The following is a 16704-nucleotide window of genomic DNA, read 5'->3' as shown; positions in this document are numbered from 1 at the left end:
GATGGTGCTTCAGCAGAAGTTCGCCCCGTCGCTGACGGCACGCGACGACGCATTGGTCGAGCGGATGGACGAGCCGTCCTGCGACCGGGACACGTTGTTCCGCACCTACGCGGACTTTCCCCGCGTTAATCGTGTGGTGTCCGGCTGGCGGACGACATACCTGTCGCAGATCCGGCCACGATTCACCGGGCCGGTACACAGCCTCGTCGACATCGGGTCGGGCGGCGGCGACGTCGCACGGGCGCTGATCGACTGGGCGAGGCGCGACGGAGTGAAGCTCGATGTCACCGCCATCGACCCGGATCCGCGGGCAGCCGACTACGTGCGTACGCTGCCACCGGCCCTGGGCTTCGCCTACCGCGAATGCTCGAGCACCGACCTCGTCGACGAGGGCGCCCGGTTCGACTTCGTCGTATCGAACCATGTACTCCACCACCTCGCCGCTGCCGAACTCGGCACCGTGCTCGCGGATTCGAAGCGGCTCGCCCGTCGAGCGGTGGTGCACAGCGACATCCGCCGGTCCGGTGCCGCCTACCTGCTGTTCTCGGCATTCACAGCGGCCCGCTTCCGCGGATCCTTCATCAGGGAAGACGGGTTGCTGTCGATTCGGCGCAGCTATAGCCGGGACGAACTGGCCGCACTGGCGCCGCGGGGCTGGACCGTGAAGACGCAGGCGCCGTTCCGGCTCCTGCTTGTGTTCGAGCGGCACACCCCCGGTGCATGATGTCGTGATCGTGGGGGCGGGTCCGGTCGGCTCGTTCCTGGCGGCGGTGCTGTTGGACGCCGGACTCGACGCGATCGCCGTTGATGCACGAACGGGAGCCTCCGCCTCGTCGCGCGCCATCGGCATCCATCCTCCGTCGCTTCCGCTGCTCGACGCGATCGGTGTCGCCGGTCCGGTCCTCGACAATGGCGTGCAGATCTCGAGAGGTGTCGCCAGGGCGAATGGGGTTCAACTCGCGGAACTCCGTCTGACAGCGCCCGGATCCCCACCCATCGTCGCGATTGGGCAGCCGGAAACCCAGTCGCTCCTGGACGGTGCGGTCAACGCCAGGCGACCCGGCGGCATCCGTCGCGGCATCCGCGTGCATTCGGTGCGCCGGACCGCAGATGGTTTCAACCGCTCGGTGGGCATGTGGCCCGGGTGTTTACGATGGCGACCCTGTGACGCTGTGACGCCCTGACGCCGTGACGACCTCATGCTCAGCGACGCAGTGCATCCAGAACGGTCGCGGCGGTGAGGGCGGATCCCTCAGGGCTCGGGTGCAGCAGATCCGGCAGGAGAAGCAGTTCCGGCGTCGGGGACGCCAGGTAGGCGGCGTGCGTGTCGATGGGCCGAACGGCCTGGTTCTCGGCAAGCCAGGAGCTGACGTTGTCGATCACGGCGGTGTGCGCGGCTGACCAGTCGTCGAAGCGAGGGTTCTCGAGGATCGCCGCATACCCGACGGACTCCGGCCAGTACCGTTCGATCTCAGCGACGAGAGCGGTGAGCTGCGGGGCAACCGTCTTCGGCTTCTGCACATTATTCAGGCCGTGGTTGAAGATGACGATGTCGGGCTGTGCAGGCACCAGTGTGTCGAAATGCGCAAGAGAGTACTGTCCCGTCTTGCCGCTCGCTGAACCGTTCCAGACGACGATCGGAGCTGACGGCGCGTCTTCGTTGAACGAGATCTCCGGCAGGTAGGAACCCGTGAGGATGTCCCACGGATGCTGAATCAGCGGCCGGTCAAGGCTTTCGGCGAGTTCGCGGAACGCAAGGTCGACCCATTCACCCGGTTGGTCACCGGTCGAGTCGCCGATCACGGTGACGACAAACGGCCGTCCGGAGTCGTCAAGGCGGTCCCTCGCGTCGGCGAAGGAAACCAGTGTTGAGCGGTGCTCTGCGGCGATGGCCGGTCCGCTGTCTGCGCCGGCCGCGGTTCCCGCAGCTGGCCTCGGTAGTGTTGCGAACGCGATGCTGAGTAGCACCCCAGCCACGACAACGGGGATGCCTACGCGGAGGAGCACCGTCGAGACGAAGCGTCGACCGCGCCGACGGGGACCCCGAGGGATTGGTCGGGGCGGCATATGCATGCGTTGATCGTACGTCGTCGGTGGGGCCTCTACCGAGATCCCCCGCTTTCTGGGGTCAGCGGAAGCGTCTTCTCCGCGACCGCGCGGCGGCCCGGCTATCGCCATGGGGTTGTTTAGACTGGGTTCGTGGCGCAGCGGGAGGAACCAGAGGCGAGTGACCGTATTCTGACGGTCCCCAACATCCTGAGTTTTCTCCGCCTCGCGCTCGTTCCGGTTTTCCTCATCCTCCTCGTCGAGGGAGAGGACCTCATCGCCCTCGCCGTGCTGGCGTTGTCGGGTTTCACCGATTTCCTCGATGGGTACCTGGCCAGGCGCCTCAACCAGGTGTCGAAGCTCGGGCAGTTGCTCGACCCGGCGGCTGACCGCCTGTACATCCTCGCCGCCCTGCTTGGACTGGGTTGGCGCGACCTCATCCCGCTCTGGGTCGTGATCGTGATCCTGGCCAGGGACATCATGCTCATCATCCTGGCTGCGTGGCTGGCGAAGATCGGCCATGGGGCATTCCCGGTGAACTGGGTGGGCAAGTGGGCGACAGCATTCCTGTTCGTCGGGCTTCCGCTGCTGATGCTGGCTGCAGCGTTCCCTGCTACCGCTGCCTTCACGCAGCCGGTCGGCCTCGTGATCACAATCGTCGGTGCCGCGCTGTACTGGTGGGCTGGCGGGCTGTACCTGCTGCAAACCGTGCGAGCGACCAGAAAACGCAAGGGACAGACGGACCCTCAATCCGATACGCTGGAACCCTAGGAGGTTCAGGTGTCATATCCCCACGAGCAGGCTCCCCGTACCGGGGCGTTCCTGCGCGAGCCAGCGGCGCAGAACGATGCAGCCGGCGGTGCCGCAAACGATACAACCGCGAGTTTCAGCCGGGAGCTCGGCGCAAACCTGTCGAACGTCGACAGCGACGTCAGTGCTGAGGAGCACGACGCCATCGCCGCGCTGCCGAGCGGGTCAGCGCTGCTGATCGTTCGACGCGGCCCGAACAGTGGCGCCCGATTCCTCCTCGATGCCGACGTCACCCTGGCAGGCAGGCACCCGGACGCCGAGATCTTCCTCGATGACGTCACCGTCTCGCGCCGCCATGCTGAATTCCTCCGCCACGGGGTCGCGTTCGAGATCAAGGACCTCAACTCGCTCAACGGCACCTACTTCGACGGAGTCCGAATCGATAACGCGCTGCTGAGCGACGGTGCCGAAGTACAGATCGGCAAGTTCCGGCTGACCTTCTACCCGTCACGACTCGACCTGCACCCGCCGGCGGGCGCCTAGCCCGTGACTGGCCAGGCAGCGCAGCGCAGCTACGATCAGCGCGAACCCGGCAAATCACGGACCACTCCAGGCCAGCTCCTCAGCATCGGCCAGGTTCTGGCACGACTGGCGAAGGAGTTCCCTGAACTCAGCAACTCGAAGCTGCGCTTCCTCGAGGAACAGGGTCTGGTTTCGCCGTCGCGTACCAAATCGGGTTACCGCAAGTTCTCGCCGCAGGACGTGGAACGGCTGCGGCTGATTCTCTCGATGCAGCGCGACCATTACCTTCCGCTCAAAGTCATTCGTGGTCACCTCGCCGAGATCGATGCCGGGCGAACGCCGGTCATGCCTGGGGCTCCAGCCAGCGGTCAGCTCTCTACGATCATCCCTGCCGGTCGCCGTTACCAGCGTGAGGACGTTCTCCGTGAGTCCGGAGCGACTGCGGCCCTCTTTTCCGAGGCAATCTCGGCATCGATCCTCACCCCGGCCGAGAGCTACGGGGAGGATGCCGTGACCGTTCTTCGATCCCTTGTCGCACTCAAGAAGTGCGGCATCGAGCCGCGCCACCTCCGTGGCTACCGCGCAACCGCGGAACGCGAAGTGAGCATGATCGAAAGCGTGCTGCTGCCCATCGCCCGACGCAAGGACGCCGCAAGCCGCGCCCGCGCCGCCGAGCTCTCCGGAGAAATCGCTGGCCAGCTCGATGTCATCCGTGCCAGCCTCGTGCGAAGCGCACTGGGCCGATTGACACAGTGAGATTAGACTGAATCCACAGGCCTGATTGTCACAGAATGATCACGGCCTACCGACACGCCGACCACTCCCGGCCGGATGTCGTTGAAGAAGACCACAGCCCTCGGTACCGTGGACTGTGCGGTACCGCCGCAGTTGGATAACGCCGCAGTCGAACATAGAGGAGCACCCGGATGAGCGAGATCCCCGCCAACGACAGTCCTCGCTATGACCTCGGCTTGCTGTTCACCGACGGGCTGCCCGAGATGGACGACCAGGCCGGCTACCGTGGCGCCGTCGCCGCCCGCGCCGCAGGTATCAGCTACCGCCAGCTCGACTACTGGGCACGCACAGGGCTCGTCGAGCCGACGGTGCGTGGGGCAGCGGGCTCCGGATCCCAGCGACTCTACGGTTTCCGCGACATCCTTGTCCTCAAGCTCGTCAAACGTCTGCTTGACACCGGGATTTCGCTCCAGCAGATCCGGACCGCCGTCAATCAGCTGCGCGAATCCGGAATCAACGACCTCGCCCAGACCACACTGATGAGCGACGGTGCGAGCGTATACCTGTGCACCTCCGACGATGAGGTCATCGACCTCGTCAGCCGCGGCCAGGGAGTCTTCGGTATCGCCGTTGGCAAGGTCCTCCGCGAGGTGGAGACCACGCTGATCGAGTTCGATTCGCAGGCGTCAGACCCGATGGACGAGCTCGCCGCCCGTCGCGCTGCACGCACGGCCTGAGAGCGCCGCGCCGCCGGATCACTCATTGCGGACAGGAACACCCGGCCGAACCAGGTGTATTCGTGGTGCCTGCGAGCCCACGTCGTTGTTCCGGTGCGGATGGGTGGCTCACGGTGTCCGGCGTCGCGCGGGCCGGATCATCCGGAGCGGACGGGAACACCCGGCGTAACGGATTCCTGCGTCGGGAAAGCGTGACCTCGCGACGCGGGGGAGCGCGAGCCTCCGCGCGGTGCACCGGCCGGGACGCTCGCCGAACGCGTGAAGTCGCGGACCCGAGGTCTAGCGCGTGGCGCTTGCGGTGTCGGCGTACTCGCCGACACGACCGGTGCGCAGTACGCGGTCGAGCAGCTGGTCGAAGTTCGCCGCCATCTCCTGGGCGCTGTCGCCTGGCCAGATGTGCAGTGGCTTGGCCGCGCCCTGAGCCTGTTGGAGCGAGGTGCGCTCGGGCAGCTGTGGGCTGAGAACGAGGGGGCCGAACATGTCGCGCAGTTCCTTGATCCGGAACTGGTGCTCCATGGACTGCGACCGAACCCGGTTGACGACGATGCCGAGGGGCTGCAGCCGGGGGCTGAGCCCGCGGCGGATCTCCTCGATCGCGCGCAGCGCGCGGTCGGCCGCGGCCACGGAGAACAGTCCGGGCTCGGTGACCACGACGACGCGGTCGCTGGCGGCCCACGCCGTGCGGGTGAGGGCGTTGAGTGACGGTGCGCAGTCGATCAGGACGAGGTCGTAATCGTCCTCGACGTGGGCAAGTGCTTCTTCAAGCTTCCAGATGTCACGGATCGACGGGTGGGGACCGTCGAAGTTGATCGCAGACGGGCTGCCGATGAGAACATCGATGGTTCCGGCATGGGACTTGGTCCAGCCGCTCGGCGCGATCGCCTGCCGCACCGTCTTCTCCTTGGGAGAAGCGAGCACATCGGCGACGTTGAGCCGACCAGCGAGGGCGATATCCATGCCGGTAGAAACGTCAGACTGGGGGTCGAGGTCGACGACAAGGGTGCGGACACCTTTGGCGAACGCGGCGGACGCCAGGCCAAGGCTGACTGTGGTTTTCCCGACGCCTCCCTTGAGGCTCGAGACGCTGAGTACGTGCACAAGTAGATACGTTACCTTCACTAAGCTTGCAGAACCTAACTGTTCCCTGTGCGCTGTTCTGCCAGAGAGGTCTGAATGTTCAAAAAGATTCTTGTTGCCAACCGAGGCGAAATCGCTATCCGCGCTTTCCGCGCCGCCTACGAGCTGGGGGCGAAGACCGTCGCGGTCTTCCCGTTCGAGGACCGCAACTCGATGCACAGGCTCAAGGCCGACGAGGCCTACCAGATCGGTGAACCGGGTCACCCGGTGCGCGCGTACCTCGACGTCGCAGAGATCATCCGCGTTGCGCTCGAGTCCGGCGCGGATGCCATCTACCCCGGTTACGGCTTCCTCTCTGAGAACCCGGACCTCGCCGAGCAGGCCGCGGCGAACGGCATCACGTTCATCGGACCCACCTCGAACGTGCTCGAAATGGCAGGCAACAAGGTCACCGCCAAGACCCACGCGATCGAAGCCGGCGTACCCGTGCTCGCCTCCACCCCGGCATCCCGCGACATCGACGAGCTCCTCGCCGGTGCAGACGAGGTGGGGTTCCCGCTCTTTGCCAAGGCTGTCGCAGGCGGCGGGGGGCGAGGGATGCGCAAAGTTGCCACCAAAGAAGAACTCGCACCGGCACTGGCTGAAGCGATGCGCGAAGCGGACAGTGCTTTCGGCGACCCGACCATGTTCCTCGAGCAGGCAGTGATCCGTCCCCGCCACATCGAGGTGCAGATCCTCGCGGATGCCACCGGCGAGACGGTCCACCTGTTCGAGCGCGACTGCTCAGTGCAGCGCCGCAACCAGAAGGTCATCGAAATCGCACCGGCGCCCAACATCAGCGACGAGCTCCGCGCCAACCTGTACCGCGACGCCATCGCGTTCGCCCGGTCGATCGGCTACGTGAACGCCGGCACCGTCGAGTTTCTGCTGGACACGGCAGGAGCGAACGCGGGCAAGCACGTCTTCATCGAGATGAACCCGCGCATCCAGGTCGAGCACACGGTGACCGAAGAAGTCACCGACGTCGACCTCGTCCAGGCCCAGATCCGCATCGCCGCGGGGGAGAGCCTCGCTGAACTCCGGCTCACCCAGGACCAGATCCAGTTGCACGGCGCCGCCCTGCAGTGCCGAATCACCACCGAAGACCCGGCGCAGAACTTCCGGCCCGACACCGGCAAGATCACGACCTACCGTTCGCCGGGTGGCGGCGGCATCCGTCTCGACGGTGGAACCATCAACCCCGGTGCGCAGATCAGCCCGCACTTCGACTCGATGCTCGCCAAGATGACCTGCCGCGGCCGCGACTTCCCGGCCGCCGTCGCACGGGCAAAGCGCGGACTCGCCGAGTTCCGCATCCGCGGTGTCTCAACGAACATCTCCTTCCTCCAGGCTGTGCTCGAAGACCCATCGTTCGTCGCCGGTGACCTCAGCACCTCGTTCATCGATGAGCGCCCCGAACTGGTTCGCGGGCGCGTCTCGAAGGACCGCGGCACGAAGATCATGAACTGGCTCGCCGACGTCACGGTGAACCAGCCGAACGGTCCGCGCCCGACCAACCTCCACCCGGTCGAGAAGCTGCCGGAGATCGACCTGAGCCAGCCCGCTCCCGCCGGCGCCCGCCAGCGCCTGCTCGAACTCGGCCCGCAGGGGTTCGCCCGTTCGCTTCGCGAGCAGACCGCCCTCGCCGTCACCGAGACCACATTCCGCGACGCGCACCAGTCGCTTCTCGCCACCAGGGTCCGCACCCGCGACCTCCTCGCCGCCGCCCCGTACGTGGCAAGGCTGACGCCCGAGCTTCTGTCGGTTGAGGCGTGGGGTGGCGCGACGTACGACGTCGCCCTCCGCTTCCTCGGCGAAGACCCGTGGGAGCGGCTGTCGAGCCTCCGCGAAGCGCTGCCGAACATCAACATCCAGATGCTCCTCCGCGGGCGGAACACAGTGGGCTACACGCCGTACCCGACAGCGGTGACGGATGCCTTCGTCCGCGAAGCAGCCGACAGCGGCGTCGACATCTTCCGCATCTTCGACGCCCTCAACGATGTCAGCCAGATGCGCCCGGCCATCGACGCCGTACTCAACACCGGCACCACCGTCGCCGAAGTGGCGGTCTGCTACACCGGTGACCTCCTCGACCCGAACGAGAACCTCTATACGCTCGACTACTACCTGCGACTGGCCGACGAGATCGTTTCCTCGGGGGCGCACATCCTCGCGATCAAGGACATGGCGGGGCTGCTGCGCCCGGCAGCAGCCGCCAGGCTCGTCTCGGCGTTCCGTGACCGTTTCGACGTGCCCGTCCACGTGCACACTCACGACACGGCCGGCGGCCAGCTCGCCACGCTTCTCGCCGCCTCCCAGGCCGGCGCCGACGCGGTCGACGTCGCCAGCGCACCGATGTCTGGCACGACCAGCCAGCCGTCGGCATCCGCCCTCGTCGCCGCGCTCGCGCACACCGAACGCGACACCGGACTCTCGCTTCAGGCCGTCACCGACCTCGAACCGTACTGGGAAGCCGTCCGTCACATCTACAAGCCGTTCGAGTCAGGCCTGCCCGGTCCGACCGGCCGCGTCTACCGCCACGAGATCCCGGGCGGCCAGCTCTCCAACCTGCGCCAGCAGGCCATCGCGCTCGGCCTCGCCGACCACTTCGAGCTGATCGAGGACATGTACGCCGCGGCCAACAACATCCTCGGCCGCGTGCCGAAGGTGACTCCGTCGTCGAAGGTCGTCGGCGACCTGGCCCTGTACCTCGCCGCAGTGAAGGCAGACCCGGCCGACTTCGCCCAGAACCCGGAGAAGTACGACGTCCCTGACTCGGTGGTCGGCTTCATGGCCGGCGAACTGGGCGACCTGCCCGGCGGATGGCCCGAACCCTTCCGCAGCAAGGTGCTCGCCGGAAAGAACATCAACATCGAGGTCGAGCCGCTCAGCGACGACGACCAGAAGTTGCTCGACGGCAGCTCCCTTGAGCGACGCGCGACCCTCAACCGTCTGCTCTTCGCCGCACCCACGAAACAATTCGAGACCGTACGTGAAACCTACGGCGATCTCTCCGTCGTCGACACGATCGACTACCTGTACGGCCTCGAACCCGGCGCGGAGCATGTCATCGAAATCGCCAAGGGCGTACGCCTCTACGCGGGTCTCGAAGCGATCGGTGAGCCGGACGACAAGGGAATGCGAACGGTCATGACGACCCTCAACGGACAACTGCGTCCCGTGTTCGTGCGCGACACGAGCATCAAGGTTGAGACGAAGGTCGTCGAGAAGGCGGACACGTCGAAGCCTGGGCAGGTGGCCGCACCGTTCTCCGGTGTCGTGACCCTTAAGGTCCAGGAAGGCGACCTGGTCTCGGCCGGGGATGCCGTCGCATCGATCGAAGCGATGAAGATGGAGGCGGCCATCACCACGGCCATCGACGGCCGCGTTCAGCGGCTCGCCATCCCCGGGACGCAGCAGGTAGAGGCCGGAGACCTCCTCGTCGTCGTTCATCCTGAGGATTAGCGAAACGCGAGGAAAGCTCGCGATTTGGTGCCGCCCGCCTAAGCTTGAGCTCGAACCCGAAGGAAAGGGGTAGTCTCATGACTTCCACCAGACCACGCGGCGGCTCCGCACGTCACACCAGTGACGAGGTCGTCGCGCCAACCCTCGATAACGTCAACGTCGACACCGCGGCAATTGACGTCGTCGGATCGTCGCCGACGGTGACGGTCCAGCTTCCTGCTACGCCGATCCACGACATCCCTGAGGACGAACGCGCCGTCGCGATCGACGATGTCGCCGTGCATCCCGAAACACTCGATTCCGAACAACCCACCACCCATTCCGTCGACGTCGTCGCGACCATCCCCCCCGCAGAGCCGGAACCGTCCGGTGTCCGGGCAACCCGGTACCAGACCGGGGCGCCCGAATCGTCGGCCGAGCTGACGAGTGACCGCCTCCTCGAGGGGATGCCGTCGACCCGCATTGCGCCGGAGGGACGTTGGCAGCGACTCGTGTACGACGCGACTTTCCACCGCGTGAACCTCGGCGATTCAGCCGCAGCGGTCGCGAGGAAAGAGCTCGACCGTCGCATCCGTCGGCCGATCGAGGGCGGGGCACGATTCGTGCCCGTCCTGACCCGCAAGGGAGGTGTCGGCAAGACCACCGTCACGGCGCTGCTCGGGATGGCCCTCGCCGACGCCCGCGACGACCGCACGATCGCGATCGACGCCAACCCTGACCGGGGAACGCTCTCGGAGCGGATCGCCCAGCGCACCGGATCCACCGTGCGGGACGTCGTCCGCGACGCCGACAAGATCACCGGCTACACCGAATTCTCCGAACGGGTCGCCCGCGACGAAACCCGCCTGGACGTGCTGGCATCCGACACCGACCCGCACCTGGCCGAGGCGTTCAACGAGGGCGACTACAACACGGTTGCCGACCTCGCCGCCCGGTACTACTCCTTCGTGCTCACCGACTGCGGCACAGGGATCGTGCACTCCGTCATGCGGGCGACGCTTTCCCGCGCCGATTCGATCGTGATCGTCTCCGGATCGAGCGTCGACGAAGCCCGGCTGGCATCCGAGACGCTCACCTGGCTTGAACAGAACGGCTACGAGCATCTCGTGTCCAATGCGCTCGTCGCCCTCAACACGGCGACGCAGGGGGCACACATGGTGCGGCTCGACGAAATCGAGAGCCACTTCCGCTCCCGCGTGCGCCAGATCGTACGCATCCCTTACGACCCGCAGCTCGCGGCCGGCGCCGCCATCAGTTTCCGGAACCTGCGTCCGGTGACACGGCACGCGGCACGCACCCTTGCCGCACACGTCGTCGAAGGCCTTCCTTCACGGCAACCCTGACCATCGCACCAACCGAAAGACACCAGTGACAGAACGACAAATCCGCCTCTTCGGAGACCCCGTACTCAAGACCGCGTCCGCAGTGATCGACACCATCGATGAAGGCATCCGTGGTCTCGTCGACGACCTGCTCGACAGCGTCCGGCCGCCCGGCCGGGCAGGCGTCGCGGCCAGCCAGATCGGGGTGAACCTTCGCGCCTTCAGCTATAACGTCGACGGTGACATCGGTTACATCCTCAATCCGAAGATCGTCGAAACCGGGGGAGAGAAGGAGCCGGTCGACGAGGGCTGCCTCTCTGTCCCCGGGCTCTGGTACCCGACGCCCCGCTATCCGTTCGTGCGCGTCGTCGGCAACGACCTCGAGGGTAACCCGGTCGAGCTCAGCGGCACAGGGCTTCTCGCCCAGGCGCTGCAGCACGAGGTCGACCACCTCGACGGGCTGCTGTACCTCGATCGCCTTGACAAGGACAACCGCAGGGCTGCGATGAAGGAAGTCCGCGAGAGCGCCTGGTTCTGATCGGCGACTTGTCGTTCAACACAAAACGGCCGGTTCCATCCCTTCGGGGAGCGGAACCGGCCGTTTCCTGTGCGGATCAGCCGAGAGGGATGCCCTGGGTCGGCGCTTCGGCGTACACGCCTTCGATCTCGCCCTGGAAATCCTGCAGGATGACGTGGCGCTTGATGCTCATCTTCGGCGTCAGGTGACCGCTGGCTTCGGTGAACTCCAGAGGCAGGATCACGAACTTGCGGATCGACTCAGCACGGGACACCCGGCTGTTCGCCGCGTCGATGGCCCGCTGGATCTCGGCGCGAACGGCGGGGTTTTTCGCCGCGTCCTCGAGGGAAAGTGACTCTTCCTGTCCGTTGTTCTTCAGCCAGGTCGGAAGCATCTCCGGGTCGAGGGTGATCAACGCCGAAATGAACGGCCTCTGGTCGCCGACGACGACGACCTGCCCGACCACCGGGTTGGAGCGGATCGGGTCCTCTAGGGCAGCCGGTGCGACGTTCTTGCCCGCGGCCGTGACGATGATCTCCTTCTTGCGACCGGTGATCGTGAGGTTGCCTTCCGGGTCGAAGGATCCGAGGTCGCCGGTGCGGAACCATCCGTCGTTGAACGATTGAGCTGTCGCTTCGGGGTTGTTCCAGTACTCCTTGAAGACGTTGATGCCCTTCACCTCGATTTCGCCGTCGTCGAGGGTGCGGATGGCGACACCGGGCATGGCGGGTCCAACGGTTCCGATCGGGGTCTTGCCCGGGCGCCCGACGCTCGCCGGCGCTGTCGTCTCGGTGAGCCCGTATCCCTCGAGGATTTCGATTCCGAGGCTGTGGAAGAAGTGGCCAAGCCGTGGGCCGAGGGGTGCGGAGCCTGAAACGGCGTACTTCACGTTGCCGCCCATCGCCGTGCGCAGCTTGCTGTAGACGAGCTTGTCGAAGAGCGCGAACTGAAGCTTCATGCCCAGCGGGATCGGTCCGCCCTTCTGCTTTGCGATCGAGTGAGCGACGGCCAGGTCGGCTGCCTTCCTGAAGATCTTTCCCTTGCCGCCAGCCTCAGCTTTCTGCTCGGCGGAGTTGTACACCTTCTCGAAAACCCGGGGGACAGCGAGGAGGTAGGTGGGTTTGAACGAGCCGAGCGACGGGAGAAGCTGCTTGGTGTCTGGCTGGTGGCCGGTCTTCACACCGGCGTGCACGTTCAGCACGGAGATGAACCGGGCGAAAATGTGCGCAAGCGTGATGAAGAGAAGAGTGGATGCCCCGTTCGGGCCGTCCACCACCTCGTGGAGGGCTACTTCGGAGTTGCGTGACAGTTCGACGAAGTTCGAATGCGTGATGACGCAGCCCTTGGGCTTGCCGGTCGAGCCGGACGTGTAAATCAGGGTGGCGATGTCTGAGCCGACGGCGAGGTTGCGCCGGCGTTCGATCTCCTCGTCGGGAATTGCGGTGCCGCTCGCCGCGAGCTTGTCGAGGTCTCCGAGGTTGATCTGCCACACGTTCCGGACGAGCGGAAGGTCGGGGTGGACCTCATCAAACCGGGCGAAGTGGTCTGCTGTCTCAAGGATGGCGGCGACGGCGCCGGAGTCGCTCATGTTCCACTGGACCTGGCTCGGGGCGCTGGTCTCGTAGATCGGGACCAGGATCGCACCCGCGAACCAGGTAGCGAAGTCGATCAGCGTCCACTCGTAGCTCGTCTTCGCCATCAGGCCGATCTTGTCGCCCGGTTCGATCCCAGCGGCGACGAGACCCTTCGACAGGGCGATGACCTGGCGGTGGAACTCGGCGGCTGAGACGTCTTCCCAGCCCGAGCCGCGAGGGACAGCAAAGAGAGGGGATGTCGGAGTGAGCTTCACGCGCTCCACAAGGAGATCGGTCGCATTGGCGGTCGGATCGGCCGGTACGGCTGCGGGGACTTCGAACTGTTCCAAGGTAGCTCCTTTGGTACCTGTAAGGGTATGGTACGTCTACTCTAGGGGGCAGTCGACCCGTGCCCAGCGCTCGATGGCGGCGGTTAGCCGGGATCACTAAGCTGAACCGGGCCGCGAGGATACGTTGTTGTGGCTTTCGACAATTCACCCGTCCCCAGCCTGGAGGTCTTTTCGCGTGCACGCCATCGGCATTGACATCGGCGGGACGAAGATCGCCGGCGCCCTGGTTGACGATGACGGGGTCATCGTCAATGAAGCACGGGTGGCGACACCGACGGGCTCGACCCAGTTGATCGAAGACACCGTTGTTGACATGGTGACCCAGCTGGCATCCGGCCGTCTGGTAGAAGGTGTCGGCGTCGCGGCCGCCGGATTCATCGACGCAGCCCAGTCGACGGTGTACTACGCCCCGAACATCAACTGGCGCAACGAACCCTTTCAGTCACGGCTGTCCGCGCGCATCGACCTGCCCATCATCATCGAGAACGACGCCAACGCCGCGGGGTGGGCGGAGTTCCGGTTCGGCGCCGGGCGCCTGGTCAGCGACATGGTGATGCTCACCATCGGCACAGGAGTCGGGGGAGCGTTCGTCACCGAGGACCGGCTCTTCCGTGGCGGGTTCGGCGCAGGAGCCGAACTCGGCCACCTGCGGCTCATCCCCGACGGCCTGCCGTGCGGCTGCGGACAGCACGGATGCCTCGAGCAGTATGCCTCTGGCCGCGCGCTCCTGCGGATGGCCAACGAGTTCGCCGACGCCGGCGGGATCGGCCAGGCCCTCGCCGAACGGCGCAGCATCTCGGGCATCCTCTCCGGTCATGACGTGGCCGAACTGATCGGCGAAGGCGACGGCGGGGCACTCGCCGCCCTCCGTCAGCTCGGCAACTGGCTCGGCCAGGGCTGCGCCACACTCGGGGCGGTCCTCGACCCGCAACTGTTCGTCTTCGGAGGGGGAGTGGCTCAGGTCGGCGAGTTGCTTCTCGAACCGATCCGCCACTCCTACCTGGAACACCTGCCTGCGCGGGGGTACCACCCGGAGCCGGAGTTCCGCATCGCGGAGCTCGTCAACGATGCCGGCGTGGTGGGAGCTGCGGACCTCGCGCGCGTGTCGGCACGCCGGACCGTTCCACGGAACCGGGCATAGGGGATACTTGAACGACGATGTTCTATTGGTTCATGAAATATCTGGTGGCAGGGCCGATCCTGAAGACCCTGTTCCGCCCGTGGGTGGTTGGCCAGGAGAACATCCCCAAAGCCGGCGGCGCCATCATCGCGTCCAACCATCTGTCGGTCATCGACTCGGTATTCCTGCCGCTGTACCTGGACCGCCGGATCTCCTTCCTCGCGAAGAGCGAGTACTTCACCGGCAAGGGCATCAAGGGCTGGGTCACCAGGATGTTCATGAAAACGACGGGGCAGCTGCCCATCGACCGGTCTGGCGGTAAAGCGTCCGAGGCATCCCTCCTCACGGGGCTCCGCGTGCTCGGCGGCGGCGACCTGCTCGGCATCTACCCCGAGGGGACGAGAAGCCCCGACGGCAAGATGTACCGGGGTAGAACCGGCGTTGCGCGCATGGTCCTCGAGGCCGGTGTTCCCATCGTGCCCATCGCCATGGTCGACACCGACAAGATGATGCCGATCGGCACCAGGCTTCCCCGATTCCGCAGAATCGGCATCATCATCGGCAAACCGCTCGATTTCAGCCGCTTCGAAGGCATGGAGGGTGACCGCTTCATTCTCCGCTCGATCACCGACGAGTTGATGTACGAAATGCAACGGCTGAGCAAGCAGGAGTACGTCGACGTCTACGCCACAAGCGTCAAGGGAAAGACGCCAACTCTTTCGCGGTAGGGTTGGAAATTGGGCCCTCTCAGGTTCCCGCTTCCCCTTCAGAGAAAGAAAACGTTCGTGACAAATGTGACTGACCCGGTGGTATTGGCAGATGATTCTGTGATTTCCGGTTTGGACTATTGGCGCGAACTGCCGATCAAGCAGCAGCCCGAGTGGCCAGATGCGGATGCCGTCGGTCGCGCGTCTGCGCAGATCGCATCCTTCCCTCCTCTCGTCTTCGCCGGTGAGGTGGACATCCTCCGGGAGCGCCTCGCTCGCGCCGCGAGTGGTGACGCTTTCCTCCTGCAGGGCGGGGACTGCGCCGAGACTTTCGCCGGCGCTACCGCTGACCAGATCCGCAACCGTGTGAAGACGATCCTCCAGATGGCGGTCGTCCTCACCTACGGCGCCTCGATGCCTGTCATCAAGATGGGCCGGATGGCCGGGCAGTTCGCCAAGCCGCGCTCGAGCGACACCGAAACGCGCGGCGACGTCACCTTGCCGGCATACCGCGGCGACATCGTCAACGGTTACGACTTCACTCCTGAGTCCCGCCGGGCGGACCCGAACCGTCTGGTGCAGGGCTACCACATGGCCGCGTCGACGCTCAACCTGATCCGCGCGTTCACGCAGGGTGGCTTCGCTGACCTGCGTCAGGTTCATAGCTGGAACAAGGGTTTCGCCGCGAACCCCGCGAACCACCAGTACGAGCAACTGGCCGGGCAGATCGACAAGGCCGTGCGCTTTATGGAGGCGGCGGGCGCTGACTTCGACGAGCTCAAGCGCGTCGAGTTCTACACGGCGCACGAAGGCCTGCTGATGGACTACGAACGACCCATGACACGGATCGACTCGCGCACGGGCACCCCGTACAACACATCCGCACACTTCATCTGGATCGGGGAGCGCACGCGTGACCTCGACGGTGCCCACGTCGACTTCCTGTCACGGGTTCGCAACCCGATCGGTGTGAAGCTCGGCCCGTCGACCACGCCCCAGACGATGCACGAGCTCATCGAGAAGCTCGACCCGGACCGCGAACCAGGCCGGCTCACGTTCATCACCAGGATGGGTGCCGGGAAGATCCGGGATGCCCTCCCGCCGCTCCTTGAGGCAATCAAAGCGGCTGACGCGAACCCGCTCTGGGTGACGGACCCGATGCACGGCAACGGGATCACGACCCCGAACGGGTACAAGACCAGGCGCTTCGATGACGTCGTAGACGAGGTCAAGGGCTTCTTCGAGTCGCACCGGGCAGTGGGAACGCACCCGGGTGGCATCCACGTCGAACTGACCGGTGATGACGTGACCGAATGCCTCGGCGGGTCTGAGATGCTCGACGAAGCATCCCTCGCCACCCGGTACGAATCGCTGTGCGACCCACGGTTGAATCACATGCAGTCCCTAGAGCTGGCGTTCCTCGTCGCCGAGGAACTCGGCAAGTAGAGCTGATCGACAAAGGCGCCGGGCACTGCCCGGCGCCTTTGTTGTTGCGGCGTTTCAGGGGTCCCGAGGTGTTGTTTCGGGGCTCGAACGGTCCCGAAGTGCTGTTGGGCGGGCCTGCGAGCGACCTTTTGGGCCCTCTCAGGGGCAAGCCGCACCACTGGGGCGGGCGGATGCGATCGGTTGGGCCCGAATGGTCGTTGCGGGGCTCGAGCGGTCCCGAAGTGTCGTTGCGGGGCTCGAGCGGTCCCGAAGGGCTGCCGGGGCGGGCTGCGAGCGACCTTTTGGGCCCTCTCAGGG

Annotated in this window: 15 protein-coding genes; 12 read left to right on the top strand and 3 right to left on the bottom strand. The window is 65.5% G+C overall.

Features of this window, described 5'->3' with window-relative positions; genetic code table 11:
• Positions 1 to 4 precede the first annotated feature (4 nt).
• Together BM197_RS06325 and BM197_RS06320 are read left to right on the top strand one after the other, a co-directional pair.
• Positions 5 to 724: a class I SAM-dependent methyltransferase gene (locus tag BM197_RS06325; RefSeq protein WP_245762420.1), complete on the top strand. Its 720-nt coding sequence runs from the start codon at positions 5 to 7 to the stop codon at positions 722 to 724.
• The gene (locus BM197_RS06320) at positions 717 to 1184 is read left to right on the top strand and encodes an FAD-dependent oxidoreductase (RefSeq protein WP_177216746.1); all 468 of its coding nucleotides are present in this window, start codon (positions 717 to 719) and stop codon (positions 1182 to 1184) included. Before BM197_RS06325 ends, BM197_RS06320 begins: the two co-directional genes overlap by 8 nt.
• 19 nt (positions 1185 to 1203) lie before the next feature.
• Here BM197_RS06320 and BM197_RS06315 read toward each other — a convergent pair whose 3' ends face one another.
• Entirely contained in the window at positions 1204 to 2073 is an 870-nt protein-coding gene (locus BM197_RS06315; protein ID WP_177216745.1) for an SGNH/GDSL hydrolase family protein, read from the bottom strand.
• Between the two features lie 126 nt (positions 2074 to 2199).
• Between BM197_RS06315 and pgsA the strand changes: the two genes are divergently transcribed.
• The 4 genes from pgsA to BM197_RS06295 all read left to right on the top strand — a co-directional run bounded on the left by pgsA (position 2200) and on the right by BM197_RS06295 (position 4790).
• A complete protein-coding gene (pgsA, locus tag BM197_RS06310) occupies positions 2200 to 2817 on the top strand; it encodes a CDP-diacylglycerol--glycerol-3-phosphate 3-phosphatidyltransferase (RefSeq protein WP_245762419.1) in 618 nt (205 codons plus the stop codon).
• A 51-nt stretch (positions 2818 to 2868) separates the two neighbouring features.
• The gene (locus BM197_RS06305; protein ID WP_245762452.1) at positions 2869 to 3339 is read left to right on the top strand and encodes an FHA domain-containing protein; all 471 of its coding nucleotides are present in this window, start codon (positions 2869 to 2871) and stop codon (positions 3337 to 3339) included.
• A gap of 3 nt (positions 3340 to 3342) precedes the next feature.
• Complete coding sequence (gene ftsR, locus BM197_RS06300; protein ID WP_090709864.1) at positions 3343 to 4074, top strand: transcriptional regulator FtsR; 732 nt, start codon at positions 3343 to 3345, stop codon at positions 4072 to 4074.
• Positions 4075 to 4244: 170 nt separating this feature from the next.
• Positions 4245 to 4790, top strand: a complete 546-nt coding sequence (locus BM197_RS06295) for a MerR family transcriptional regulator (protein WP_090709863.1) — start codon at positions 4245 to 4247, stop codon at positions 4788 to 4790.
• Between the two features lie 279 nt (positions 4791 to 5069).
• Here BM197_RS06295 and BM197_RS06290 read toward each other — a convergent pair whose 3' ends face one another.
• Entirely contained in the window at positions 5070 to 5888 is an 819-nt protein-coding gene (locus BM197_RS06290) for a ParA family protein (protein ID WP_090709862.1), read from the bottom strand.
• 75 nt (positions 5889 to 5963) lie between these two features.
• On the opposite strand from BM197_RS06290, the gene BM197_RS06285 reads away from it, so the two are divergent.
• The 3 genes from BM197_RS06285 to def all read left to right on the top strand — a co-directional run bounded on the left by BM197_RS06285 (position 5964) and on the right by def (position 11231).
• Entirely contained in the window at positions 5964 to 9371 is a 3408-nt protein-coding gene (locus tag BM197_RS06285) for a pyruvate carboxylase (RefSeq protein ID WP_090709861.1), read from the top strand.
• A 77-nt stretch (positions 9372 to 9448) separates the two neighbouring features.
• Positions 9449 to 10714: a MinD/ParA family ATP-binding protein gene (locus tag BM197_RS06280; protein ID WP_090709860.1), complete on the top strand. Its 1266-nt coding sequence runs from the start codon at positions 9449 to 9451 to the stop codon at positions 10712 to 10714.
• A 25-nt stretch (positions 10715 to 10739) separates the two neighbouring features.
• The gene (gene def / locus BM197_RS06275; RefSeq protein WP_090709859.1) at positions 10740 to 11231 is read left to right on the top strand and encodes a peptide deformylase; all 492 of its coding nucleotides are present in this window, start codon (positions 10740 to 10742) and stop codon (positions 11229 to 11231) included.
• A 76-nt stretch (positions 11232 to 11307) separates the two neighbouring features.
• Here the strand turns inward: def and BM197_RS06270 are convergent, their stop codons facing one another.
• A complete protein-coding gene (locus tag BM197_RS06270; RefSeq protein WP_090709858.1) occupies positions 11308 to 13134 on the bottom strand; it encodes an AMP-dependent synthetase/ligase in 1827 nt (608 codons plus the stop codon).
• 175 nt (positions 13135 to 13309) lie between these two features.
• Between BM197_RS06270 and BM197_RS06265 the strand changes: the two genes are divergently transcribed.
• The 3 genes from BM197_RS06265 (at position 13310) to BM197_RS06255 (ending at position 16407) form a co-directional block, all read left to right on the top strand.
• Positions 13310 to 14275 (top strand): ROK family glucokinase, encoded by a 966-nt coding sequence (locus tag BM197_RS06265; RefSeq protein WP_090709857.1) that lies wholly within the window; start codon positions 13310 to 13312, stop codon positions 14273 to 14275.
• Between the two features lie 17 nt (positions 14276 to 14292).
• Positions 14293 to 14982, top strand: a complete 690-nt coding sequence (locus BM197_RS06260; protein ID WP_090709856.1) for a lysophospholipid acyltransferase family protein — start codon at positions 14293 to 14295, stop codon at positions 14980 to 14982.
• Positions 14983 to 15081: 99 nt separating this feature from the next.
• Positions 15082 to 16407, top strand: coding sequence for a class II 3-deoxy-7-phosphoheptulonate synthase (locus BM197_RS06255; RefSeq protein WP_177216744.1), 1326 nt, complete (start codon positions 15082 to 15084; stop codon positions 16405 to 16407).
• The last annotated feature ends 297 nt before the right edge of the window (positions 16408 to 16704 follow it).

The sequence above is a fragment of the Mycetocola miduiensis genome (assembly GCF_900115155.1).
Classification (GTDB): Bacteria; Actinomycetota; Actinomycetes; order Actinomycetales; family Microbacteriaceae; genus Mycetocola_A; species Mycetocola_A miduiensis.
The sequence above is the reverse complement of the archived record's forward strand: the minus strand, read 5'-3'. Positions and strand labels throughout refer to the sequence as shown.